The following is a 23,090-nucleotide window of genomic DNA, read 5'->3' on the forward strand; positions in this document are numbered from 1 at the left end:
CAACTGCCGCCACGTGATTCATCACGACCTCGCGTGGAATCCCAGCACGATCGAGCAGCGGACCGGGCGCGTCGATCGCATCGGCGCCAAGGCCGAGCGCACCGGCAAGAGCATCGAGGTGTACTTGCCGTACGTGGCGGCGACCCAGGACGAGAAGATGTACCAGGTGGTCATGGACCGGGAACGCTGGTTCCAGGTGGTCATGGGTGAGGACTACCCGACCGACGTCCTCGCCACCTCCCGGCTGGCCGAGCGGGTCCCGCTGCCGGAGGCCGCGGCTGAGGGGCTGATCATGGACCTGTCGCTGGACGGGGGGCGCGCCGATGTCTGATGACGGGCTGCCGCATCTCGCGGTCGAAGCGGCCCAGGACCACGAGTTGGCGCCGGGCTCGTAGCCGCGGATCCGCATCGCGGGCGGATCCACCCGCCCCCGGCATCCTCGCCCGGCTCGCCCGAATGACCCGAGCCATCCGCGCGTTGTCACGGGGGACAGCGCGCGGCCGGCGGGGTGGCACGGCGGCTGCTGTAGGGAGTCTCACCGCACTCGCGCGGCGCTCACCAGGAGTAATGCCATGGGACTGTTGCAGTACGCGAACCTTGGACTGTCGAAGCGCCCCGACCTGACGCAGCGGTCGGTGTTCAATGGGCTCGGCGATCTCTTCCGCTACCTGAAGTCGGTCAAGAGCTACCTCGAGCGCGACGAGGCTATCCACAGGATCGGCTGGGAGCCGGCCGACCCGCCCGAGTGGGCGCGTCTTGCACCCAGTGCCGACGGGCGGCCCGCCGAGGGGCGTCTGGGTGGCGCTGATTCGATCGGCTGGGCCGCGCAAGGCCCGATCACCTCGAGAGATCCGCGCCGCGTTCCTGGACGAAGGGACGCGCGATGTCTACGAGCGGTCGCCGGCCGAAGCTGGCGACGAGCCCTCTGGCGAGCTTGAGCCCAACGACGCCTCGCCCTCGGAGCGGCCCGCCCGCTTCCGGTGGTCGCCAGATCACCGCATCGAGGTGCTCGACCGCGACCCGCGGGCCGGGCTGCTGTTGCTCGAGCGCCTGCCGACCCTCCAGGGCACCCGCGCCCGACTCGCGCTCCGGCCGAACACCTACACGATCGGCAAGCAGATCCAGGCGATCCAGCGCCTGCAGGACGCCCCGATGCAGGGCCACCGACCGCTCATCGACCTGCTCCTACCCGACCAGGAGGTCGCCTGGCAGTGGGTGGTGCCCGCGCAGGTCGACACCTGGCGGATTCTCACCGATGCCACGCGGGCCGGCACCGCCGAGCAGCGGGACTTCGTCAGCCGCGCGCTGGCCACGCCCGACTTCGCGCTGCTGGAAGGGCCGCCCGGCTCGGGCAAGACCACGGCGATCTGCGAGCTGGTCTTGCAGATGGTCGAGGCGGGCCAGCGCGTCCTCCTGGTCGCATCGACCCATGTCGCCGTCGACAACGTGCTCGAGCGCATGATCGAGCACGAGCACACGGGCGCCCTGGTCGCGGTCCGGATCGGCGACGAGGGCAGCGTGTCGGACCGGGCCAGGCCCTACTGTCTGCGTCGACGCTTGGAGACCGAGCAGCGCGCACTGCGCGACTTCCTCGAGCGCCAGCGCCCCGGCTCCGCAGCGCAGGCCATGCTTCGTGACCGGCTGCGGCGCGGTCGCACCGCGATCGAGGCGATGGTCCTCGATGCTGCCAACCTGGTGTGCGGGACCACCATCGGCATCCTCCAGCACCCGGACATCAGGGGCACCGGCGGCCGGCGGCCGGAGTCGGACGGCGAGCGCCGGCCCCGGCAGGGCGGCGAGCCGATGTTCGACATGATGATCCTCGACGAGGCATCGAAGACCACGTTCCAGGAGTTCCTGGTGCCGGCGGTCCTCGCGCGGCGGTGGATCATCGTCGGTGACCCCAAGCAGTTGTCGCCGTACGTCGAGCAGGAGGAGTTCGCGGTCGGCCTCGAGGCCGTGCTCGTCGGCGAGCATCTGCGCAACGCCTGCGTCGACGTGTTCAGCGCCCAGCGCGGTCGAGCCCGCGGGGCGACGCTGGTGGTGACCAAGGACGCCGCCGCGATCGAGGCCTATCGCCGGCAGGCCGAGGGGCGCGGGGCGCTGGCGGTGGTCGCGGAGGCTGGTGCCACGGACATCGCCCTCGCGGATGTGGTCCTCGCGTCGCCCGACCGGGTCGCTGGGGTGGTCGACGACCTGCCGCTCGACCTCCGCGCGGTGCGCGGTGACGCGCCTGGGGCCTGGCGCGCCCGACGGCGCAGCACAGGCGAGGGCAACCTGCCGACCTGGAGCGGGGAGGTCGCGTGGCGGCTGGTGCGCAGCTACGAGCAGCGCTTCGGCGGCAACGCCAGGACGGTCGAGGCGCTGCGCGACGACCTGGCGGCGCTCGAGCCAGTAGACGACGACGGGGAGCGGCTGGATCGCTTCCGCCTGGGGCTCGCTGGGGCTCGCCGGGTCGCGCTGCCCTCGGTGATCGAACTGCTGCGCTTCGGGTTCGAAGGTGGCGAGCGCCACAGGGCGACCGCACTCAATCGCGGCTTCCTGCCCGAGGTCCTCGCCGACCGCCGAGTCCTGCTCGAGTTCCAGCATCGGATGCACCCCGAGATCTCGCTGCATCCGCGGCTCGTGGTCTACGACGACAAGGCGCTGCAGGACGCGCCCGGATTGGCCGCGGCGAGGGCCTGGAGCTACCGCGGGCACCGCGCCGTCTGGGTGCACGTGGACGGCCACTGCGGCGACGACAACATCAACCGCGCCGAGGTCGACGCGGTGATGGCCGAGTTGAGCGACTTCGTCGCCTGGGCCGGGAAGAGCGGCCTCCGCGGCGATGGCAAGGAATGGGAGGTTGCGGTGCTCAGCTTCTACCGGGGGCAGGAGCGTGCGCTCCGTGAGCGGCTGCGCAAGGCCACCAGCCAGGCCAACGAGTACCGGACCTTCCGCTGGAAGGGCGTCCCAGATCGCCCTGTGTACGGTCGACCGTTTCCAGGGCCACGAGGCCGACCTGGTGCTGCTGACCTTCGCGAAGCAGCACCCGAGCAACTCCTCGAGAGCCAGAACCGCCTGAACGTCGCGCTGACCCGGGCGCGCTACGGGCTGCGGATCTTCGGCAATCGTCATCGGCTCGGTCACAGCGAGGCGCCCTTGCTCAAGGCGCTCCAGACCCTGCCGTCGGACGTCCACTGGGATGGAGGTGAGCGATGATCCCGACCATCAAGCTGAGCCGGCCGTTGGCGGTCGAGTCCTGGAACCTCGTTGCCACGGTCGGGCTCGCCGTCGAACGACAGTGGGAGCCGGCGCTGCTGCGGCTCGTCTCTGACGAGGGGCCGACGACGGCCGCCCGCGTGGGCGACCACCTCCTCGGCGGTCGCAAGGCGATCGCCGCGCGCCTGTTGCGCGCCTGCGCCGGGCTCGGGCTGCTGGTCGAGGGCCCCGGTTACACCTACGCGCTGACGGACAGCGGCAACAGCGCGGTCGCGACCGGCGGATCCTGATTCCGGAGACGGGAGCGTGGACCCTGTGGTTTCTCCGGTGATCGGCTCCTGTCGTCGCCGGTGCTCGCCCTCGAACCGTACGCCGAGCCCTCGACGTTCGATGATCAGCAGCGGTCGAAGCGCGGCGAAGCGCCCCGCAAGTTCGTCGGGTTGCCTGAGGCGGTCCGGGTGATTCAAGGTCGGCCTGTGCCCGTGCTGCACGGCAAGTACCCGCGGGCGCGGTTCGACGAGTTCAAGCCGCAGGTGGAGCCGGCCGCGCCGGACGACACCCGGTTGACGATGACCGTGGAGCTCATGCCGGCGCGCGCCGTGGCGACGGTCCGGGGACGGCTGGGACGAATGCAGGTCGACAACCTGGGTATCCCGGAGCCGGGGCTTCACCACGACGAGGCCTGGTCCGCCCTCCTGACCGCGGCCGGGCTGCGCGACCGGTGGGATGCTGGCGCCGAGGTCCTGCGGGTCTCGTTCGACGAGACGACCGACCGGGAGCGCGCCAGCTTCCAGCGCGATCTGACGATCAAGAAGCCGTCGATCGGGGCGTGGGGCACGTTCGACGACACGGTGCTCGAGCGGGTTCCGCTCGCGGCGAGGACGCCCGCGGACGCCGCGGCCTGGGCGCGCTGGCGGCTGATGCAGTCGGTCCGCGACACCGCGACGACCGCGCGATACGCCGAGTGGGCGAAGGACGCCGTGACGCCGTTCGGCAGCCTGGCACCGGTGCTGCCGACGCGGGCGGCGCTGGCAGCCGAGCTGCGAGGCCGGGGCAAGCCTGAACCGATCTACTGGCGGCTGCAGGCCGCCGAGGACTGGAACCTATGAGCGCCACCGCTGGAGCGGCGAGAGCCGTACGTGAACAGGAGCAGTCGATGAGCGAGAGCGTGGAGCGTTCGGCGGATGGCTGGTCCGTGACCTACCGCCAGGTCGTCGACCATCGAACGACGGTGATGCCGCCGGTCGTGGTCCCGCGGATCCCGGCGACCGGGCCGGTGCATGGCGGTACCCGGGTCATCGCCGTGAACCGCGAGGGTCGAGCGCTCGCGCGGATCGTCGCGGCGATCGAGGCCGCGCGAGCGACGGTGGTCGTCGGCTCGTTCCTGATGTCGTCTCCCGAGCTTGAGAAGGCCCTGCTCGGCGCTGCCAACCGCGGGGTGCGGGTCTACGTCCTGGTCGCGGCCGAGGCTCGCCTGCTGAAGGAGCCGAAGGAGGACTCGGAGTTCGACCAGCGCATGATCAAGCAGCACAAGGAGATGCTCGATCGGCTCGCGGGGTGGGTGTTAATCCGCACCGCGGGGGACTGGCACGCGAAGGTGGTCCTGGTCGACCAGGGGCCGGCGGGGCAGGGTTTCTTGCTCACCGCGAACCTGACCGCCGAGGCGCTGTCGCGCAACGAGGAGTTGGTGGTCGAGCTCACCGCCGGCGAGCGCGCCGAGCTCCGCGAGGTCGTACGCTGGGGCCTGTGGGGCGCCGCCGACCACGAGGTGGTCGAGCCCGGCAAGTTGACCGCGGTCCAGGCCGTGTCGGAGGTGCCGAAGCCCGTCCTCACCGGCGGGGCGGTCGGCACGCTGCGCGAGGCGGGGTCGCTGGGACGGGCGATGCTCGACGTCATCGCCTCGGCCCGGTCCGAGCTGATGGTGGCCTCGTTCGGGTGGGACGTGCAGCACCCGGTCGTCGCGGCGCTCTGTGCCCGCGCGCGCGCGGGCGTCGCGGTCACGGTGCTCGCGCGTGCTCGGCCGGCCTGCCGATCGGCCCTGATCGAGCTGGCCCGGGCCGGAGCGCGCGTGTTGATCTTCGAATGGCTGCACGCCAAGGCGATCTGGAGCGACGCCGGCACGGCCATCGTGGCCTCGGCGAACCTCGAGCCGCAGGGTCTCGACCGCGGCGTCGAGTTGGGCGTCGTGTTTGCCGATGAGCGGCACGCCGAGTTGCGCGATGTACTCCGTGGCTGGGCCGCCAAGACCGAGAATGAGCTGCGGGTGGACGTGCGCCTGGGCGAGTTGCTCGGTCCGGTCCACCTGTGGAGCCGGGCCAAGCTCGATCGGGTGGAGGTCATGCCGACGTTCTCGGCCAAGCCCGAGACGACCGTGGCGGCGTCGGCCGACCGCTTGGTGGCGCCGCCGATGGCTGCGGCCGGCCCTGGATTGCCGCTGCCGCTGGCCCACGAGCACGTGATCACGCGCATCGTGAGCGCACCCGTGCTTGAGGCGGGCCTCAAGCCGGTCGACGTGGAGGACGCGGCATCGCGACTGGCGGTGTTCCGTGGACCCAAGGGCAAGGTGGTGGTCGTGAGCTCGGTCGACCAGCTGGAGGCGGCCGCGGCGATCGCCAAGGCGCATGGTGGGGCCCCGATCGTGGTGGAGCGCAAGGCGCCATGAAGCGCCCGGGTGAGACTCTGGTCTGCTGGCACTCGCAGCGCGCGGGCGGCGACGTGCTGCGCCATGCCGTGGCCAACCTGCGCGCTGACCACAAGATCGCGATCGACCGCGTGCGGTACCTGATCGATGGCGCGGCCGAGGACGAGCGCGCGCCGCGCCTGGATGGGGTCGCGGTCGAACTGGTCCGGGTGCCGATCCAGGATCCCACCCGTCACCACGAGGTCTACGAGGCCGTGCGCCGGTTCGTCCGGGACGCCCTCACGGGGCCGGTGCACGTCAACGTGTCGCCGGGGACGCCGGCGATGCACGCGGTGTGGCTCGCGCTCTACGCCGGTGGGGCGCTGCCGGTCGGATCCCGGTTGTGGTCGTCGCAAAAGCTGAAGGACGGCACGACCCGCATCGACGAGGTCGACTTTCGCATCTCGACCTACCTCGCGGAGATCCGGAGGAGTGCCGAGGCGACGCCGACCACGGCCCAGTACGATCTCGAAGCGCGGTCGATGGCCCGTCGCGACGCGTTCGAGCGGCTCGCGCGCTACGGTCGCCTCGCCGGCGCACCGCTGCTGGTCCTCGGCGAACGAGGCACCGGTAAGTCGCGCTTGGTGGAGGCGGTCATCGCCAAGCTTCGGCAACGGCCGGTCACGACGGTCGCGTGCGGGTCGCTGGACAGCAACCTCGCCGACAGCCTGCTCTTCGGCCACCAGAAGGGCGCGTTCACCGGCGCCGCCGAGAAGCGCGCGGGTCTGCTGCAGCAGAGCGACGGCGGGCTGCTCTTCCTCGACGAGGTGCAGGACCTGCCCCGGACCACGCAACGCCGCCTGGTGCGGTTCCTCCAGGATCGGCGTCGGCGCTTTCGCCCCCTCGGTGCCGACAAGGAGGTCGAGGTCGATGTCGAGGTCGTGTGCGCGTCGAACCTGCCGCTGCCGGAGCTGCGCGCCCAGCTCGATTCCGATCTCTTTGACCGCATCGGCCATCTGATCGTCGAGGTCCCGCCGCTGCGTTCGTGTCGGGAGGATCTGGTCGATGACTGGCGACGGGTCTGGCGAGAGCTGCGCCCGGACGGCGACACTGCGCCCGAGGCGCCGGTCACCAGCGAGCTCGAAGCACTGTTCGCGACCCACGGTTTCCCAGGCAACTTGCGCGATCTGCAGCGCCTCGCCTACCTGATCGCGGCGTGGGCGCCGTCGTCCTCGCAGTCCGCGGCCATCCCGATGGCCATCGCCGAGTGGTCGCGTCGCGACGGCGGCGGAACAACCCAGTCCGATGCATTCGGGCAGGGCACCCGGACCGAGCGGGTGCGCTGGTTCCATCGCGAGCTGGCCCGCTGGGCCCTGCGCGAGCACGGCACCTGGATCAAGGCAGCCCGCGCGCTCGGTTGCGACGAGAAGACGCTGCGCGCCGACGCGAAGTGAGCAGACGAGCGTGTAAGATGTCCTCCTATGGAGATGACCTTTGTTGACGCCGCCGAGCAAGTGTTGCGGGAGGCTGGTGAGGCGCTGCCGGTCGCCGAGATGTGGAGGCGGATCACGGCCAAGGCCCTGGTCGAGTCGGTCGGGGTGACGCCGGAGCAGACGCTGCGGGTCGCGCTCCTGCGGCAGGCTGCCGGGTCGTCGCTGGCGGCGGGGAAGGGGACGCCGCGCTTCTACCGGCGCGGGGATGGGGCCTTCGGGCTCTGGGCCGAGCTGTCTTCGGAGCAACGCAAGGCCATCGAGCAGGCGGCTCCTGCAGGCGAGCGTGTGCCGGCGCGTGAGTTCGCCGCTGACCGTGCGGGCATGCGAGCCGAGCCCGCGGTGGCAGGTCGCACGCTGAGCTGGCTCGTTCCGGCCGAGGGGCCGCGGCGAGCGGCCGCGGAGTTGCTGGCCGAGTTGATCGAGGACGCCCACGCAGCAGGTCCGGGCCGCTGGAAACTGACTCTCGGGCCCCGGTCGTTCCGACTGACCGTGGGGCGGATCATCGTCTCCACACTTCAGCATGGGTTCTGGTTCGCTGGCCGACCTGACGCCCTTGCCCCGGCCGACCAAACGCTCATCGAAGGGCTCGCCACTCGCGACCTCGAGACGCCGCCGTACCGGACGTTCCCCCAGGTCGTGTTCTTCGCGATCGAGGTCGACCTCCTGGCCGAGGCGGCGGGTGCGGTTCGCAACGCCGTGAGGCCGGTGATTCGGGAGGCCGCGGCCGCTGGCGAGGTGGACGTTCACGGCGCGCAGTATCATTCCCCGGGCGCCGTCGAGTGGTTGAGCAAGCTCGTGGGCCGCGCGCTGCCGACTCCAACGTACGGGGCGGCGCCTGAAGACGACCCGCCGGAGACGGCCGTCGACGAGGGGGAGTTGTCGCTCGGCGACCTGATCGAGGAGTACGTCGACACCTTCGTTTCCAAGCCCGAGGTTCGCGACTATCTGGCCGGCTACGAGCGGGAACGGGCCGCGGCGCGGGCCAACCTGACGCACATCGACGAGATTGAGCGTGCCGGGGGCGATCCTACCGACTCGATCCTGCTCGGGCTGTTGCCGTACACCGACTCGGTCAGGCACCGCGAGGCCGGCGCGTGGGTCTCTCACGCGCCGGCGATCCAGGGCAACTTCAAGACGTGGTTCGAGAACGTAGGGTGGGTCAAGGCCGAAACCAGAGTGTTGGCCTTCGTACGCGCCTGCCTGGCCAGCCCGCTCGACGTCCGGAAGGCCATCGGGGAGTTCACGGCCAATCCGCTGTCCAGAGGTTTCGGTGTCGGGATGCTGACCCCGATCCTCAACGCGCTCGCGCCCGACGAGTTGCCGCTGGTCAACGCCAAGGTCGCGCAGGTCGTCTCGTACTTCAGCGGGACCGAGGTCGAGGCAACGCTCGCCGACTACCCACAGGCGTGTCGGTTGCTGCGCACGCTCGTCGACGGTGCGCCCCAGCTCCGCGATCCCCGCCTGGGCATCCGGCCAGGCGACGCCTTCGATCACTTCTGCCACTGGCTGGTCGCCGTGCGCCGGTATGCGTTCCCGAGCAACAGCGCGATCGGGGCGGCGCCTGGATACTGGAAGATATCGCCGGGGCCGGGGGCCGAGCTCTGGGATGACTGGAAGAGGAAGTGCATCGCCGCCATCGGCGGCCGTCTCCTCGGTGACCTGACGTCGGTCGACGACGAGGAGTTCCTGGCGCGGGTGGCGTCCGCGGCCGAGCAGGATCCCACCTACAAGCTCAACGGCTCGCGGCAGTCCCTCAACCTGGCGCGGATGCCGGTGGGCACGCTGCTCGTCGCCAACCGCGGCCGGAACGAGGTCGTCGGGCTCGGCCGGGTCACGGGGCCCTACCGATTTCTCGACAGCGGCGAGTACGTGCACGAGCTGCCGGTCGAGTGGTTCGACACGGACGCGCGGGTCGTCGATCGGCCGGGCTGGGCGCGGACGCTGGTCCAGCTCGACAAGACGACGTACGAAGAGATCGCGGCGTTGCCGCCACGGGACCGAGACGTTGGGGGCGGGGGCGGCGGTCCCCCACCGCCACGCTACGACCGCGCCAGCTTCCTGGCCGAGACCGGCTTCACCGAGGCCGACGCCGACCGCTGGCTGCGCATCCTGCAGGGCAAGAAGCAGATCATCATCCAGGGGCCGCCCGGCACCGGCAAGACCTGGGTCGCCGAGCGGCTGGCCCGGTGGCTGGTGAACGGCGCCGAGGACCGGATCCGGCTCACCCAGTTCCATCCGGCCTACAGCTACGAGGACTTCATCCAGGGCATCCGGCCGCGGCTGGTGGGGACGGCGGTCAGCTACGAGCTCGCGCCGGGGAGCTTCCTTGACCTGTGCCGGGAGATGCCTCGGCAAGGGCCGGTCGTGCTGATCATCGACGAGATCAACCGCGCCAACCTGCCCCGGGTCTTCGGCGAGTTGATGTACCTGCTCGAGTACCGCGACCGGCAGGTGCGGCTCGCGAGCGGCGGCAACCTCCAGGTCCCCCGCCAACCTCGTGGTTATCGGCACCATGAACACGGCTGACCGGTCGATCGCCCGGCTCGATCACGCCCTGCGCCGGCGGTTCTCGTTCCTGCGTCTGCAGCCGAACTTCGACGTGCTCGGCGGCTACGCGCGCAAGCGCGGTATCGAGGACATCGAGGCGCTCATCGAGGTGCTCAGGCGGATCAACCGCGAGATCGACGACCCCAACTTCGAGCCAGGATCTCGTACTTCCTGAAGGAGGACCTCGCGGACGCTCAGGTCCTCGAGGACGTCTGGACCTGCGAGATCGAGCCGTATCTCGAGGAGTACTTCTACGACAGACCCACGCTGGTAGGCCCGTTTCGATGGTCGGTGCTCGTCGACGGTCCCTTCGCCGGCTGGGGAAAGACGGCGTGAACGTCATCGACCTCCGCGAGTGGGAGTGGACCACTCTCGGTGGCCCGGCCCCTGAGGCTATCGCCCGCACCGTACGAGCCCGGCACCGGCGGCAGTTCGAGGTCGAGCCGCCCGATCCCATCAACGGGACGTCGTGGCGCCTGCGCTCGACCGGGCTGGTCGGCTACCTGCCCCTCGACGCCACCCACGCGCTGCGCATCGGGCCCAAGGTGCCCATCGACAGCGTGCTCGTGATGTTCGAACGCGCGTACGACCTCAAGAGCCTGACTTGGTACGGCGGGCTGACCTCGATCGCCACCATCGAGGGCCTCTTCGAGATCCTCGCCAGCATTCTCTGCCGGCGCATCGGCGACCGTGTCCGCAAGGCCTGTACCGCGCCTACCAGGAGGAGCGCGACGAGCTGCAGGTGGTTCGTGGTCGAGTCCTCGCGCGTGAGAGCCTGGCTCGCGCGGCCCGCGGCGCCGTCGCGGTCGTCTGCGAGTACGAGACCCTGACCGACAACCTCGCCGACAACCAGATCCTGCTGTGGACCCTCGAGCGCCTGCGCCGGGTCGCGCTCGGCCGAGAGGACGTCCGTCGTATGGTCCGCGATCAGTACCGGACGCTGGCTGCGACCCTCGACCTCGTGCCCTTCCGCGCCGAGGACTGCACCGGCCGCTCCTATCACCAGCTCAACCACGACTACCAGGCGATCCACGCGCTGTGCCGCCTCCTGCTCACCCTGTGCGGCGCCGCGACCGCCTCCGGTCCGACCGCGTCCATCCCCTTCACGGTCGACATGCCGCGCCTGGTTCGAGCTCTTCGTCGCCCGCTGGCTCGCCGCCGAGCTCCCCGACTGGGCCCGATCCGCAGCACCGCCTCGACCTCGGCTCCGGCCCTCTGCTACCCCGTCGACATCGTCGTCCGCGACCCCGCCACCCGCCGCCCCATCGCCGTCATCGACACCAAGTACAAGGACGACGACCGCCCCGCCGCCGCCGACGTCCAGCAGGTCGTCTTCTACGCCACCGTCATCGGCTGTCACGAGGCCTGGCTCGTCTACCCCCGCCCCGTCCGCCCCCTGTCGTTCGCCGCCGGCCCCGTCCGGGTCCGCACCTTCGGTCTCGACCTCGCTCGAGTCCGCGACCTCGACCCAACCTCGCTCGGCGCCGCCATCGCAACGGCTGTAGCCTAATCCGGGCCTAGAGCGGCGGCCTCGTTTACGAGCGCGTGCAGTTGGGCGGCGAGGTCGGAGTAGCCGAGGAATTCAAGGACAGCGTCCAGCATCTGCATCAAGCACATGCACGCCAACGTCACGGGGCGCCCGGATGGAGCACCAGCGCCGATGAGGAACCGTCGCACCGGACCGTCAGCGGTGTCGACCTCCTCGACGTGGCTCGCGATTGCACTCAACCCAGCGTGTAGTGCTCTGCAAGCCTCGGCATAGATCAAGTTGTAGGCGTTCTCGCGATCGACCGCGAGCGCACGCATCTTGATCGATTCGCTTCCCTTGATAGCGCCAGCCCACTTGTAACGGTCGGGGTATCGGCCCTTCGCTGCGTCGTGACGCTCCTGGAGTCGCTGGATAGCATCGGCCGACAGCGCGGTCGGGTCGTCCTTGTACAACGCCTGAAATGCCTTCGCCTGGTACAGGCCCAAGACCTCATCGTGCTCGAGAAAAAGCGCGGTCCGGTTCTCGGGGTCCTCCTTAAGGATAAAGGCCAAGTCGATATCCAGCTCGCAGATCGTTCGCACCGCCCCCATCGCATCGAGGGTTAGGCCGGCCTCAGCGAGTAGCACAACGCTTTGCAGCGATGTGAGGGCGCGCGCTAGCACCGCCATCGCGACCGCCCTGTATTCCTCGGGCGGGGGCTGCTGGACGAAGGTGTTGATGGCTGCAAGGCCAACATCCTGAACCCTCACCGCAAGCTTTCTGGCATCCGCAGGGTCAAGCGTCTTCATCGCTCCATCCTCGCACCGGGTGCGACACACGAACTAGGCCGCATCGCGATTCTCGCTGCCGTCGTCGCTGTTGTCACCTGACAGGCTGAGCGCATCCGCTGACGCGCTGGACTCGTTCGCGGCATCGCGATCGGCGAACGCCGCGACGGGTCGGCCACGGTGGCGCGCGACGCTGCCGACGGGCGCGCCGCCGTCACGGACCATCACTTCGCCGCCGCGCCGCGCAGGTCGTCGGGCAGGTGGCCACGGATCGTCTTGAACCGACGCACCAGGTTCTTGAACGCCTGGCCGGCGATCCCGACCCTGGCCTCGGCGTCGGACTCGACGTGGTGGCCGGTCTCGTAGGCGTCCAGGAGCGCGAGCAGTTCGCGATCGCGCGCGGCCTCGGCGCGCAAGGCGCCGAAGACGCGGGCGCGCACCTCGCGCTGGGCGACGAGGGCGTCCGGCCGCGTGCGCGGGTCCTCGCGCTGGGCGGACATCTCGATCTCGATGCCGCCGCCGTCCTGGGAGTCGTCCACGGCGGCCGGGGTGAGCGGGACGAAGCGCCGGCGCCGGGCGCGCTCGCACTCGTGCCAGAGGCGCGAGTTCACCGTCTGCTCCAGGTGGCGGCGCAGCGTGCGGGCCTCCGGGTGCCAGGCGCGCACGCCGTCCCAGGTGTCGACCACCGCGGCGTTCACCAGGTCGATCGCCTTGTGTGGGTCGATCCGGTCCTCGATGGACAGCAGCTTGCCGCACTGGCGATCGGCCCAGGCGATCAAGTCGGGCAGGAACCCCGGCGCGGCGACCTCGTGCTTGATCCGATCGGCGATCTCGGGCGGTGCAGGGACAGCAGCCTTGCGTGGCATCTCGACGACCTTTCTTCCCCGCCATGCACCGGGGACCACCAAGCTACGGCCGCCGTCTGACACTGAACGCGCGAGCAGGTCGTTGCGCCGGCCCCGTCGACAAATCGCCGCCGTCTAAGTCCTCGAACCTCGCGGGTCGGCAATACGCCGCGGACAAATCCCGCGTGATTTCTCCCCCGGCTGACGTCGCGCCAACCCAGCGATCGCCGGTCCGCGCGCCGCGCGCCCCTTCAAGTAGGTGTCGCCCGCCCAGCCTTCGTGCCCGCCGCCCGGCCGCCGAAATCGACACCGATCGACCAGCCGACCTGCTCCTCCCGCCTCGCTCGACGGCGGATAGAAGTATGGGCACCGCGATCCACCCGGTCACCGAAATCGACACGAATCGACCGGGCGACCTGCTCCTCCCGCCTCGTTCGACGGCGGATAGAAGTATGGGCATCGAGTTCGCCGCCGACCTCCACCAGGAGGCGCGCCATGTCTGAGCTGCACTACGACGCCGACGGCGAGCCGGCCAAGCTCCCAGCCGCGGCCGAGGAGTTCCGCGTCCGGCGGTTCCGCAAGCCGGGCGAGCGCGGGGCGTGCGAGATCGTCCACGGCGCCGACGGCGCGCCGCTGTACGTCGCGGTCGACACCACCTACAACGAGTTCCGGACGCTGGTCGACGGCGTCGCCGGCCGCTACCGGCTCGACCCGGTCGATGGCACCCGGGCGGTGTGCAGGGACGCGGTGCCGATGTACGTGACGATCGACCCGGCGCGGCGCAACGGCGGCGGCCAGGGCGAGGAGGCGAGCGGCATGGTGCGCGAGCTGATGCGCGCCAACGTCGAGATGATGCGGGCCAACGTCGAGATGACCAAGCACGTCACCGAGCGGCTGGCGGGCATCATGTCGGCGACCTCGGAGATCCTGCGCGCGGCCGACGGCGCCAACCTGCCGCGCCGCGAGCCGCTGCCGCCGCTGCCGGTGACCGAGGTCGACGACCAGGAGGACGAGGACGACGACGACCAGGACGCGGTCAACCCGCTGGCGATCGCCCTGGCGCACCTGCTCGAGCAAGCGACGCCGATGCTGGGCACGTACATGGCCGAGCGGATGGCGCGCGAGCGTCGGGCCCAGGCCGCGGCGTCGGCGCCGGCGGCGGCATCACCAGCGCCGGCCCCGGCCCCGGCTGCGCCGTCGTCGGAGCCTGCGGCGCCAGCGCCGGCGACCGCCACGCCCGCCGCGCCGACGAGCGACGCCTCCGCGTCCGCCGACCTCCGCAACGCCGCGCCGCCGCCGCCGGCGGCGCCGACGCCGGAGCAGATCCAGCACCTGTTCGCGGTGCGCGCGAAGCTGTCTCCGGATGAGCAGCGCGTGGTGATGGCCGCGATCCCACGCATGGACCCGATCGCCCGCGCCGAGTGGATGACCACGATGTGCGCGCTGCCGGTCGATGACGCGGCCGAGCTGGTGCGCTCGATGATGCCGCCCCTCCGCACCCGAAAGGAGCCCGTGTCGTGATCGCATCCCCCGAGAATGACCACGCGTGCCTCGACGCCATCACCGAGGAGCTCGCGGCCCGCGTCCGCGAGCGTGACCCGGCGATCGTCGAGATCGCTCAGGCCCACACCACGACCGCCGAGCTGGCGCACTGGCTGCGCTCGCTGCCGCAGCGCGACGACCACGGCGCGCCGCACGACGGCCCGAAGGTCGCGGCCTGCGACCCGCCGCAGCGGCTGCGGCTGCCGGCGGTCGACCCCAACTGTGTCGAGCGCGCCGCGACCTTTATCGCCGCGGCCGAGCTGATCGATCCGGCGCCGGTGCGCGCGCTGGCCACGACCAACACGCCGACCGGGCTGCACACCTACCCGATCGAGGACGGGCGCCCGGTGGTGCTCGACCCGCGGGTCAGCCGCAACGCCCTGGCGGCCGGCCGCTTCCACGACCACGGTGCTCGCAACGGCAGCGGGCCGGTAGCGATGACCCCGCGCGAGCTGATCGAGTGGCTGGCCGACCTGGCGCTGGAGCCGGCGGCGCGCTTCGACCGCGGCGCCGAGCGGGTGGCGCGCGGCCATCGCGCGCTGTGCCTGGTGCTGGACGGCCGGCCGCTGTGCGTGGTCGACCTGCGCGACGTGGCGTTCGTGCTGGCGCTGGCGGATCGCGAGGCGCGCCAGTGGGGCCCGGTCGGCCCGCGCATGGTCGCGACCGCCGCGCGGGCGGTCGACCAGCTCGACCAGGCCGCCGCGTCGCGCGCCCAGCCCGAGCGCGGGCCGGCGTCCGCGCGCAACCTGCCGGGGCCCGAGCTGCGCATCGGCGACGCCCGGATCCGCCCCGACCTGCAGATCCTCGGAGCGCTGGGCCGGGTCGGCGGGCGCCTCGGCTACGCCGCGGGCGTCGAGGCCCTGCGCATCAAGCTCGCGGGCCTGGGCGTGGGCCCGCCGGTCCTGAACACGCTCGAGCGCGAACTCCAGCGCGAGGGCCTGTCGCTGGGGCCGCTCGCGAAGCCGCCGGCGGTCCTCGGGTCGCTGTCGGCGATGACACCCGAGGCGCTCGCCGGTCGCTACCTGGCCACCAAGCTGTAACCGCTTCCCGGCGCCGGCCACGGCCGCGCCGACACCACCGCGCCGCACCTGCGGGCGCACCACCACCGCCCGACGGCGCCACCGCGCCGACGGCGAACGGCCGCGATCTGTCCGGCCGCAAGGAGACCGCCATGTCCGAGATCAAGCCCACGACCGCCACCGACACTCCGAAGACCACCCGGCCCCCGAAGCGCAAGCGGACGCCGGCCCGCCCCGCGCCGCGGCTCGCGCCGCCCTGGATCGAGGGCGGCATCGACTACGGCCCGGCGGTGGTGGCGATCGAGGACCTGATCGGCTGGGCGTTCGAGGTGGCGGCCGCCAGCGTCGCCGACGTGCCGGCCGACGTGCGCCGCGTGAAGAACGCGCGTCGCTACGCGCTGGCCGCGATCCACGGCCAGGCCGATCCGCGCGCGGTCGAGGACGTGGTGTTCACCGCCGCGCTGCTGGCGCGCGTGCTCGACGCCGACCTGGGCCTCGGGCTCGGCGACATCGTGACCGTGCTCGAGCAGATGGGGCTGCCGGCGGACGACGTGCCGCCGCCGGCGCGCCGGGCGCCGGCCCGCCGGGCCCCGACGGGCGCGTCGCGCCTCGACCTGGCCGCGGTCATCGACGCGGTGGCGGCGCTCCAGGCGCTCGCCCCGATGGTCCCCCTGCGCCCGCACGGTGCGCGCAGCGCGGCGCCGATGGCGTCCTGCGCCGCGTGCCCGGCCCGCGGCCTCCGCTTCGCCGCCTAGGCGGCTGCGTCACCCCAACCAGAAAGGACACTGCGATGGCGAAGCACAAGCACAAGCACAAGATCAAGAACGGGAAGCCCAAGCACCGCAACAGCGCGGGCGCGACGCCGGCCCCGCGCCGACGCGCGCTGCGCCGCGGCGCCGCGCCGGATCCCTGGACCATCGTCGCCGCGGCGGCGGGCGGCGCCGGCAGCGCGCTGCTCAGCGGGCTGGCGGTGAACCAGCAGATCGTCAGCCCCGAGGGCGCGGCGCTGCTGATGATCGGCGCCGGCGGCGCCACGGCGTACCTGGCCGATGGCAACGCGCGGATCGTGGGCCACTCGATGGCGTCGGCGGGCGCGGGCCAGCTGGCGCTCGCGATGATGGGCCGGCGCGCGATGACCAAGGGCGGTGGTGCGCCGGCGGCGCCGCCGGCCGCCGCGGCGCCGGCGTTGCCGGCGGGTGGTGCGCCTCGACCCGCCAACGCGCCCATGGGCGGCGGCTACGTGCTCGACGTGTTCCGCGACGCCGCGCAGCAGCTCGACCTCATCGACGAGGACGAGGCCCGCATGGGCATGCGCGACGCGGCGCCCGAGGGCTACGACCTCGAGCCCGCGGCGTAGCGCGACGACTTCGGATCGGGGTCTGGCGTCGGGCGAGCGATCACGGCTGCACACAACGAAAGGCAACGACCATGGCGAACGACTACAGCGTGATCTACATCGACGACGAGCGGAACGCGCGGCCCGTCCTGGTGGACAACCGCGGGGTGCCGGTGCCGCGCACGGCGGGCGGCTTCTGGCCGCGCGTGGGCGCGCCGCGCGCGGTCTACCCGCAGGGGATGCCGCCGATGTACGGGCCGGCCCAGCCGACGGTCGTCTACCACCAGCCCGCGGCCAAGGCCTCGGCGCTGGCGGGGATGACCGTGGCCGAGCTGGTCGACATCGGCGCGCAGCTCCTGGCGGCCGTCCAGCCCCTCCCCGCGGCGCCGACCGCCGCGGGTGAGCTGGAGACCGACGTGGAGAACCTGGTGCTCTACCAGACCGCGCTCGCCACCCACGCCAAGCGCGACGAGCAGCTCCGCACCCTGGGGAGCCTGCTCGGTCGCCTGCTGCGGAAGTAGGAGGACCCGATCATGGACATCCTTCGATCGAACCCTCCCGCGTACCGGGGCAAGGCCGCGTCGTCGACGCAGGGCCGCGCCGGGCTCCTCTCGGGGCTCTGGTGCTACCTGTTCGGCGGCGGGACCCGGCCCGGGTACCGCAGCGCGAGCGATGGTGGCGCGTCGGCGCCGGTGGTGTCGCGGTGCTGGTGGTCCTTCCAGGATCGCCCGCAGTACAAGACGCCGCCGGCGCCGACCGAGCCCGGCCCCGAGCCCAGCGAGCCCGAGCCCGACCAGGGCCCGAGCGAGTGCGGCGACGGCGTGCCGGTGATCGGCCGCGGCGGGGAGATCCACATCTACCCGGCCGAGTGACCACCACGACGAGCGACTGACCGAACGCGACTGACCAACCCGTGACGGTCGGCGGTCGCTCGCCCGACTCCAGATCCTGATCCGAAGTCGAACCCCATTCCCAGGAGCAACCCATGACCCAGCACGACGACACCTGGATCCGGACCGGCGCGCTCCTCGCCGGCGTCGGTGTCGCCGGCTACTACGGCGCGCGCTGGCTGACCGCCACGCCGCCGGCCGCGGCGGCGACCTCGCCGCGGCCACGGCCACAGGCGGAGCCCAGGCCGCTGCCGATCATCGACGTCGGGCCGGTGACCTCGCCCGACCAGGTCGAGGCGCCCGCCGCCGGCGGCCTGCCGCGGCACTTCGATCCGATCTTCGAGCGCCACCGCGGCGCCATCCCGCTCGCGTTCCTGCGCGCGCTGGCGATGCGCGAGTCGGGCATGGATCCCAGCGCGCGCGGCACCGCCGGGTGGGGCCTGCTCCAGATCGTCGAGGTCGTCCGCGCGTCGTTCAACCGCGCCCGCGGCACCCGCTACACGCGGGCGCAGCTGCTCGACCCGGAGGTCAACGTGCAGATCGCGACCTGGCTCCTGCGCCGGATCGTCGACGGCTACCAGCGTCACCACGGCGACATCGCCAACCTGCGCACCGACTGGCGCAACCCGCGCTTCGTCGAGCTCGTGGTGTTCGGCTGGAACGCCGGCATGTCCGAGGCCGCCGGCGTCGGCCGCGTGGTCGAGTACCTGAAGCGCCACGGCCACCGCGCGATCGACCTCGACCTGGTGCACGAGCACGCCCAGGCCGCCGGCGCCAGCCGCCATCTGTCGAACCCGGCGAAGGTCCGCTGGGCGCGCAGCGTCGCCGAGCTGTACGCCCGCGAGTCGGGCTTCCGCAACGCGGGCTGGTGGGCGGTGAAGACCCCGGGCGTGATCCTCGGCGAGATGAACGTCACCAACGCCGACGTGAGCGCGATCGGCCGCGACATCTACGCGACGTTCCGCCGGCCCTGGGAGCTCGAGTTCGACAAGGCGCGGGCGCGCTTCCGGACCGAGCGCGGCCGCGACCCTGGCGTCGGCAAGGACAGCGACCCGGCCGCCGAGTGGGCCACGGTCTACGGCTGGATGACGCCGCGACCGTCGGCCGAGGACATCCGCTGGAAGACCTACCAGGGCGCGTTCGTGCACTCCTGGGGCGAGTTCGAGCGCGAGTGGCTCGCGTGGTTCACCAGCAACAAGGGCACGTGGGCGCGCATGTGGCGCGGCACCTACGACCAGGCGCTCGACTACCGCAAGCGCGCCCGCCAGTGGCGCGAGCAGTTCCAGGCGCTCGGCGGCGTGCCGTCGGCGCCGGCGCCGCACATCCCGGTCGAGGGCGGGCCGCTCGGCGACCTGTCGCTGTCGCGGGTGGCGGTGATCGCCGGCGCGGTCGTCGGCGCCGCGGTCGCCGGCCCGCCGCTCATCCGCGCGCTGCAGAAGGACCGGGCGTCGTGAGCGCCGACAGCCCGCTGCCGCTCGTGCTCGGCGCCGGCGGCCTCGCCGCGGTCGGCGCGTGGCTGGCGCGACCCGGCCGCGCCTCGGTCGCCGCTGCGATGGCGCCGGCGGTCCAGCGCGAGCCGCCGACCTCGTGGGTGTTCCCGGTGCCCGCGCTCGGCGACCGCCGCGCCGAGGTGTCCGACGGCTGGGGCTCGCCGCGCGACGGCGGCAAGCGCAAGCACCTCGGCGCCGACGTGATGTTCCGCCGCCGCCACGCGCTCGACCAGGCCGTGCTGTACCCGCCGGGCACGCCCCACGGCTCGCTGCACTACTTCATGCCCGACAACGTGCCGGCGCTGGCCATCGGCCCCGGCCTGGTGACCCAGGCGCGCCGCACACCGCGCGGCGGCACCGTCACGATCCGCCACGCCGACGGCTGGACCAGCTACTACACGCACCTCGCCAGCCTCGCCGTCGAGCTCGGCCAGGTCGTGGCCGCCGGCGATGCGCTCGGCACCATCGGCGGCGATCCGACCGACCCGCGCCACCTGAAGCACCTGCACCTCGAGCTGTGGGCCGATCACCTGCGGTCACGCGCCATCGACCCGGGGCCCTGGCTCCGCCGCTGGCGCCACCGCACGATCGAGCGCGCCGCCCAGCACCGCAACCGCGGCGCCGCGCTGACGTACCGCCCGGTCGGCGCCCGCGGCGACCGCTACCCCGACTGGGTCCAGGCGCTCCGCGGCAAGTCCGGCGTCTACGTCATCCGCGAGCGCGACACCGCCGGCGATCCGATCGTCGTCTACGTCGGCGAGAGCCACACCGACAACCTGTACGAGACCCTGACCCGCCACTTCCAGGAGTGGCGCCGCTACAAGGGCTTCTGGCGCGGCCAGTACGCCGAGGGCCACGACCCCGGCCTCACCTACCGCCGCGACCGCGTCGAGGTCGCCGTCCGCGTCATGTCCGGCCCCGCCGCCCTCGACGAAGAGGAGCGGCTCATCCGCCGCCTGCGCCCTCGCGACAACCTGATCGGCCAGCCGGAGGACGTCCCGTTCTGACCAAGGAGCACACCATGCAGGACCAGATCGAAGCCATCCGTGCCGCGGTCACCGACGGCGCGACCCCCGAGCAGAAGGCCCACGGCGCCCAGGCGTGTCGGGCCATTCTCGCCGCGCTCGGCGCCCAGGCCGGCAGCCCCATCATCATGGCGGGCGCGCCGACCCCGCACCCGCTCGCCGGCATCGACCCCGGCCAGGCGATCGACCTGCTGATCGCCAAGCTGTCGGCCATGCTGCCCAAGGAGGGCGACGCCAAGGCCGCCGCCCCGGCCCCGCCTTCGCCGCCGATGCGCATCGCGTTCGTGGCGCCGCCGGTACGCGCGCCAGGACCGCGTACCGCGCCGCGTCGGAGGCCGCGGTGAGCGCGGCCCCGGAACGATCGCCGCGCCCCTGGCCGCGGTTCATGACCGCGAGCGTGGCGGCGGACTACGCCCACACCTCGCCCTGGACGATCCGCCGGCATGTCCGTGCCTGCGGCCGGCGGGGACGGGCGCTGGTCTTCGCGATCGAGGACATCGACCGCTGGATGCAGGGCGAGGCGCTGGCCCGGGCGGCGCCGGCGCCGTCACGGCCGTCGCCGCGGCCGGCACCGTCGTCAGCGGCGTCGGCTGTCTCGCTCGAGCGCATCCGCACGCTGGCGCGAGATCGCGGGGGGGCTCGCGGGGTTGCCGGAGCGGGCGAGCCCGTGTCAGGGTAGGTGCGCGAGCACCTCTAACTCCCCGGAGCGATCCACGACCTAGACGAACCACGACCTTTCCCGCTGCCGGCATCACTCCAAGGAGATGAGGGTGCTCGCAACAACTTCGTCGGCGCGGAACGCCGGTGGCGGGGCTTTGCCATTTTTCGGGAGGCTTCCATGGAGATCATGGATCGAGGGACCGCTGCGGCGGTCGGAGGCGATGGCGACGGACAGGGCGGGGCGGCACCGCCACGCGATGGCGCGCGGGCCCAGGCGCGCAAGGGGTCAAGCCGCGGATGGGTAGAGCGCTGGCGCGACGTCATCGCCGCCCAGCCCGAGCTGCCGGGGGTGTGGCGTCGACGCGACGGCGGCTACCACGTGCGGGCGCGGGTCAAGGACCCACGCACCGGCCAGATGAAGGAGATCAACCGGGCGCTGGCCGACGTCGCCAAGGCCCGCGACGCCTTCGCGTGGCTCCAGACCGAGCTCGAGCGTGCCCGCGCCGGGACGCCCGAGGCCGGCGCCACGGCGCCACCGTTCCACACCTTCGCGGCCGACGTGTTCGAGCGCAAGCTGGCCCTCGGCAAGATCCGATCGGCCTCGGGGCGCGCGAAGTGGGAGGCGATCCTGAAGCACCACCTGGTGCCGGCGTTCGGCGAGATCTTCATGGACCAGCTCCGGCCGCAGGACGTGAAGGCCTGGCAGGCGAGGATGGCCGGGAAGATCAAGGCCCGCGACATGGCGCCGGCGACCGCCAACACGATCATCTCGGTCCTGCGGCAGATCACCGACGAGGCGATCACCGACTTCGACATCCGCGACCCGATGCGCGGCGTCGACCTGTTCGACATGCGCGAGCACTCGACCTACACCGAGGAGGAGCCCAACTCGCTCGCGCCGGACGACGTGCCCCGCTTCCTGGCCACGCTGCGCGACATGCACCCGGAGCACTACGCGTTCTCGTTCCTCGGCTTCACGACCGGCCTGCGCCCGTCGTCGCTGCGCCCGCTACGACGCGCCGGCGCGCACGCCGACATCAAGTGGAAGGAGGGCATCCTGCTCATCCGGCGATCGCAGACGCTGGGCGACGACGTCATGGAGACGACCAAGACCGACCTGCACCAGCGCCTGACCCTGCCGCCCGAGCTCCTCGACGTCCTCCACTGGCACGTCGACGAGATGCTGACGCTCACCAAGATGCGCTCGAGCGAGCTGCTCTTCCCCGCCATCACCGGCGGCTTCCGCTCGCGCTCCTGCCTCGACAAGCCGTTCGCCGACGTCGCCACCGCGATCAAGCTGCCCCACCGCTTCACGCCCCGCGGCATGCGCCGCACCTACCAGGACCTCGCCCGCGCCGCCGGCGTCCACGACGCCGTCACCCGCGCCATCTCCGGTCACGCCACGCCCGCCATGCAGCTCCACTACTCGACCGCCCGCGGCGACGAGGTGCGTTCCGCCCTGGCGCAGGTCGCCGGCATCGCGACCGGGGCGAAGGTGATCGACTTGGCCACCGCTCGTCGGGCAAGCGGTGCTTGATGTGGCGTTGACGTCGCCCCTTGGCGTGCGAAGATCCCCACGGAGGTAGCGATGAACGGCACAGACGCGGAGCGGGACTTGTTGGCGACGCTGGGACTGCTCCTAATACACGCCAACTACGTCGACGAGGCATTGGTGGACCTCTACTGGACAGTGGCGAGGAAGTCCGAGCCAGACCTAATAGTCGCCGTGAGGGGCAAGACGCTAGGTGGCCTTGTAAAGGCGGTGTGCGATACGTACACGGACACGATCACAGACGGAGCGCTGCTGGAGAGGCTGGAGCGGCTCCGACCGCTACTGGATGACGCTCTCCAGGTCCGCAACGACTATGTCCATGCGTACTACGTCTTCACCGGTGGGCCCAGCTTGGACCGGACTCGTCGTCCGAAGAAGGGTGCGACCGTTGAAGTCCTGAAGAACGTACAGGTAACGGACCTGGAATCCGCGATAGAGACGCTGGGCGCTGCTCAAGAGGCGATCTTGGACTTGTACGACGCAACCGTCGAACACGTGCCGGGCCGTGACTTGTCCCCGCGGGCGGCGTGGTCTCTGCGGACGGCATCTGCACCATGCGCGCGTTGGGCCATCTCCGACTATTAGTGCAGCACCATGAATGTCATCGAAGGCAA

23 protein-coding genes are annotated in these 23,090 nt (G+C 71.8%); 20 read left to right on the forward strand and 3 right to left on the reverse strand.

Translation table 11 applies throughout. From position 1 onward, the window contains the following. The 9 genes from IPL61_12100 to IPL61_12140 form a co-directional block, all read left to right on the forward strand. A partial coding sequence (locus tag IPL61_12100) for a hypothetical protein (protein ID MBK9032045.1) occupies window positions 1-331 on the forward strand: 331 nt, incomplete at its 5' end. Window positions 332-798: 467 nt separating this feature from the next. Next, entirely contained in the window at window positions 799-3,201 is a 2,403-nt protein-coding gene (locus IPL61_12105) for an AAA family ATPase (GenBank protein ID MBK9032046.1), read from the forward strand. Next, complete coding sequence (locus IPL61_12110; protein ID MBK9032047.1) at window positions 3,198-3,491, forward strand: hypothetical protein; 294 nt, start codon at window positions 3,198-3,200, stop codon at window positions 3,489-3,491. Before IPL61_12105 ends, IPL61_12110 begins: the two co-directional genes overlap by 4 nt. Window positions 3,492-3,551: 60 nt before the next feature. Further along, on the forward strand, window positions 3,552-4,310 hold the full coding sequence (locus IPL61_12115) for a hypothetical protein (protein MBK9032048.1): 759 nt from the start codon (window positions 3,552-3,554) through the stop codon (window positions 4,308-4,310). Window positions 4,311-4,357: 47 nt separating this feature from the next. After that, window positions 4,358-5,863: a phosphatidylserine/phosphatidylglycerophosphate/cardiolipin synthase family protein gene (locus IPL61_12120; GenBank protein ID MBK9032049.1), complete on the forward strand. Its 1,506-nt coding sequence runs from the start codon at window positions 4,358-4,360 to the stop codon at window positions 5,861-5,863. Then, window positions 5,860-7,275 (forward strand): sigma-54-dependent Fis family transcriptional regulator, encoded by a 1,416-nt coding sequence (locus IPL61_12125; GenBank protein MBK9032050.1) that lies wholly within the window; start codon window positions 5,860-5,862, stop codon window positions 7,273-7,275. Before IPL61_12120 ends, IPL61_12125 begins: the two co-directional genes overlap by 4 nt. A gap of 27 nt (window positions 7,276-7,302) precedes the next feature. Beyond that, window positions 7,303-9,840, forward strand: a complete 2,538-nt coding sequence (locus IPL61_12130; protein ID MBK9032051.1) for an AAA family ATPase — start codon at window positions 7,303-7,305, stop codon at window positions 9,838-9,840. Continuing rightward, window positions 9,827-10,036, forward strand: coding sequence for a hypothetical protein (locus tag IPL61_12135; protein MBK9032052.1), 210 nt, complete (start codon window positions 9,827-9,829; stop codon window positions 10,034-10,036). The genes IPL61_12130 and IPL61_12135 overlap by 14 nt, the downstream gene beginning before the upstream one ends. Before the next feature lie 429 nt (window positions 10,037-10,465). Then, complete coding sequence (locus IPL61_12140) at window positions 10,466-11,371, forward strand: hypothetical protein (protein MBK9032053.1); 906 nt, start codon at window positions 10,466-10,468, stop codon at window positions 11,369-11,371. Here IPL61_12140 and IPL61_12145 read toward each other — a convergent pair. The 3 genes from IPL61_12145 to IPL61_12155 form a co-directional block, all read right to left on the reverse strand. Continuing rightward, window positions 11,368-12,138 carry a hypothetical protein gene (locus tag IPL61_12145; GenBank protein MBK9032054.1) on the reverse strand — a complete coding sequence of 257 codons (771 nt, stop codon included), beginning with the start codon at window positions 12,136-12,138 and terminating at the stop codon, window positions 11,368-11,370. The two genes, IPL61_12140 and IPL61_12145, sit on opposite strands and share 4 nt — an antisense overlap. A gap of 203 nt (window positions 12,139-12,341) precedes the next feature. Then, window positions 12,342-12,983, reverse strand: a complete 642-nt coding sequence (locus IPL61_12150) for a hypothetical protein (GenBank protein MBK9032055.1) — start codon at window positions 12,981-12,983, stop codon at window positions 12,342-12,344. Window positions 12,984-13,213: 230 nt separating this feature from the next. Beyond that, window positions 13,214-13,459, reverse strand: a complete 246-nt coding sequence (locus IPL61_12155) for a hypothetical protein (protein ID MBK9032056.1) — start codon at window positions 13,457-13,459, stop codon at window positions 13,214-13,216. Here IPL61_12155 and IPL61_12160 point away from each other — a divergent pair. From IPL61_12160 to IPL61_12210, 11 genes are all read left to right on the forward strand, one after another. After that, window positions 13,458-14,483: a hypothetical protein gene (locus tag IPL61_12160; protein MBK9032057.1), complete on the forward strand. Its 1,026-nt coding sequence runs from the start codon at window positions 13,458-13,460 to the stop codon at window positions 14,481-14,483. The two genes, IPL61_12155 and IPL61_12160, sit on opposite strands and share 2 nt — an antisense overlap. After that, on the forward strand, window positions 14,480-15,544 hold the full coding sequence (locus IPL61_12165) for a hypothetical protein (protein MBK9032058.1): 1,065 nt from the start codon (window positions 14,480-14,482) through the stop codon (window positions 15,542-15,544). The genes IPL61_12160 and IPL61_12165 overlap by 4 nt, the downstream gene beginning before the upstream one ends. Before the next feature lie 131 nt (window positions 15,545-15,675). After that, on the forward strand, window positions 15,676-16,278 hold the full coding sequence (locus IPL61_12170; protein MBK9032059.1) for a hypothetical protein: 603 nt from the start codon (window positions 15,676-15,678) through the stop codon (window positions 16,276-16,278). A gap of 35 nt (window positions 16,279-16,313) precedes the next feature. After that, window positions 16,314-16,880: a hypothetical protein gene (locus tag IPL61_12175; protein ID MBK9032060.1), complete on the forward strand. Its 567-nt coding sequence runs from the start codon at window positions 16,314-16,316 to the stop codon at window positions 16,878-16,880. Between the two features lie 71 nt (window positions 16,881-16,951). After that, window positions 16,952-17,380: a hypothetical protein gene (locus IPL61_12180; protein MBK9032061.1), complete on the forward strand. Its 429-nt coding sequence runs from the start codon at window positions 16,952-16,954 to the stop codon at window positions 17,378-17,380. Window positions 17,381-17,392: 12 nt separating this feature from the next. Further along, entirely contained in the window at window positions 17,393-17,731 is a 339-nt protein-coding gene (locus tag IPL61_12185) for a hypothetical protein (protein ID MBK9032062.1), read from the forward strand. A gap of 113 nt (window positions 17,732-17,844) precedes the next feature. After that, the gene (locus IPL61_12190; GenBank protein ID MBK9032063.1) at window positions 17,845-19,203 is read left to right on the forward strand and encodes a transglycosylase SLT domain-containing protein; all 1,359 of its coding nucleotides are present in this window, start codon (window positions 17,845-17,847) and stop codon (window positions 19,201-19,203) included. Continuing rightward, window positions 19,200-20,246: a peptidoglycan DD-metalloendopeptidase family protein gene (locus tag IPL61_12195; protein MBK9032064.1), complete on the forward strand. Its 1,047-nt coding sequence runs from the start codon at window positions 19,200-19,202 to the stop codon at window positions 20,244-20,246. Before IPL61_12190 ends, IPL61_12195 begins: the two co-directional genes overlap by 4 nt. Window positions 20,247-20,260: 14 nt before the next feature. Next, complete coding sequence (locus tag IPL61_12200; GenBank protein ID MBK9032065.1) at window positions 20,261-20,608, forward strand: hypothetical protein; 348 nt, start codon at window positions 20,261-20,263, stop codon at window positions 20,606-20,608. A gap of 665 nt (window positions 20,609-21,273) precedes the next feature. Continuing rightward, the gene (locus tag IPL61_12205) at window positions 21,274-22,461 is read left to right on the forward strand and encodes a hypothetical protein (protein MBK9032066.1); all 1,188 of its coding nucleotides are present in this window, start codon (window positions 21,274-21,276) and stop codon (window positions 22,459-22,461) included. Between the two features lie 51 nt (window positions 22,462-22,512). Beyond that, a complete protein-coding gene (locus IPL61_12210; protein MBK9032067.1) occupies window positions 22,513-23,061 on the forward strand; it encodes a hypothetical protein in 549 nt (182 codons plus the stop codon). Window positions 23,062-23,090: the final 29 nt, after the last annotated feature.

This window comes from Myxococcales bacterium, from assembly GCA_016717005.1.
Lineage (GTDB): Bacteria > Myxococcota_A > Polyangia > Haliangiales > Haliangiaceae > UBA2376.

What these genes read in the sequence shown, in the direction of transcription:
- IPL61_12180 (MBK9032061.1), top strand. Translation starts at nt 16,952, where the DNA reads ATGGCGAACGACTACAGCGTGATCTACATCGACGACGAGCGGAACGCG.
- IPL61_12185 (MBK9032062.1), top strand. Translation starts at nt 17,393, where the DNA reads ATGGACATCCTTCGATCGAACCCTCCCGCGTACCGGGGCAAGGCCGCG.
- IPL61_12120 (MBK9032049.1), top strand. Translation starts at nt 4,358, where the DNA reads ATGAGCGAGAGCGTGGAGCGTTCGGCGGATGGCTGGTCCGTGACCTAC.
- IPL61_12145 (MBK9032054.1), bottom strand. Translation starts at nt 12,138, where the DNA reads ATGAAGACGCTTGACCCTGCGGATGCCAGAAAGCTTGCGGTGAGGGTT.
- IPL61_12130 (MBK9032051.1), top strand. Translation starts at nt 7,303, where the DNA reads ATGGAGATGACCTTTGTTGACGCCGCCGAGCAAGTGTTGCGGGAGGCT.
- IPL61_12210 (MBK9032067.1), top strand. Translation starts at nt 22,513, where the DNA reads ATGAACGGCACAGACGCGGAGCGGGACTTGTTGGCGACGCTGGGACTG.
- IPL61_12190 (MBK9032063.1), top strand. Translation starts at nt 17,845, where the DNA reads ATGACCCAGCACGACGACACCTGGATCCGGACCGGCGCGCTCCTCGCC.
- IPL61_12200 (MBK9032065.1), top strand. Translation starts at nt 20,261, where the DNA reads ATGCAGGACCAGATCGAAGCCATCCGTGCCGCGGTCACCGACGGCGCG.
- IPL61_12150 (MBK9032055.1), bottom strand. Translation starts at nt 12,983, where the DNA reads ATGCCACGCAAGGCTGCTGTCCCTGCACCGCCCGAGATCGCCGATCGG.
- IPL61_12175 (MBK9032060.1), top strand. Translation starts at nt 16,314, where the DNA reads ATGGCGAAGCACAAGCACAAGCACAAGATCAAGAACGGGAAGCCCAAG.
- IPL61_12110 (MBK9032047.1), top strand. Translation starts at nt 3,198, where the DNA reads ATGATCCCGACCATCAAGCTGAGCCGGCCGTTGGCGGTCGAGTCCTGG.
- IPL61_12170 (MBK9032059.1), top strand. Translation starts at nt 15,676, where the DNA reads ATGTCCGAGATCAAGCCCACGACCGCCACCGACACTCCGAAGACCACC.
- IPL61_12125 (MBK9032050.1), top strand. Translation starts at nt 5,860, where the DNA reads ATGAAGCGCCCGGGTGAGACTCTGGTCTGCTGGCACTCGCAGCGCGCG.
- IPL61_12160 (MBK9032057.1), top strand. Translation starts at nt 13,458, where the DNA reads ATGTCTGAGCTGCACTACGACGCCGACGGCGAGCCGGCCAAGCTCCCA.
- IPL61_12155 (MBK9032056.1), bottom strand. Translation starts at nt 13,459, where the DNA reads ATGGCGCGCCTCCTGGTGGAGGTCGGCGGCGAACTCGATGCCCATACT.
- IPL61_12135 (MBK9032052.1), top strand. Translation starts at nt 9,827, where the DNA reads ATGAACACGGCTGACCGGTCGATCGCCCGGCTCGATCACGCCCTGCGC.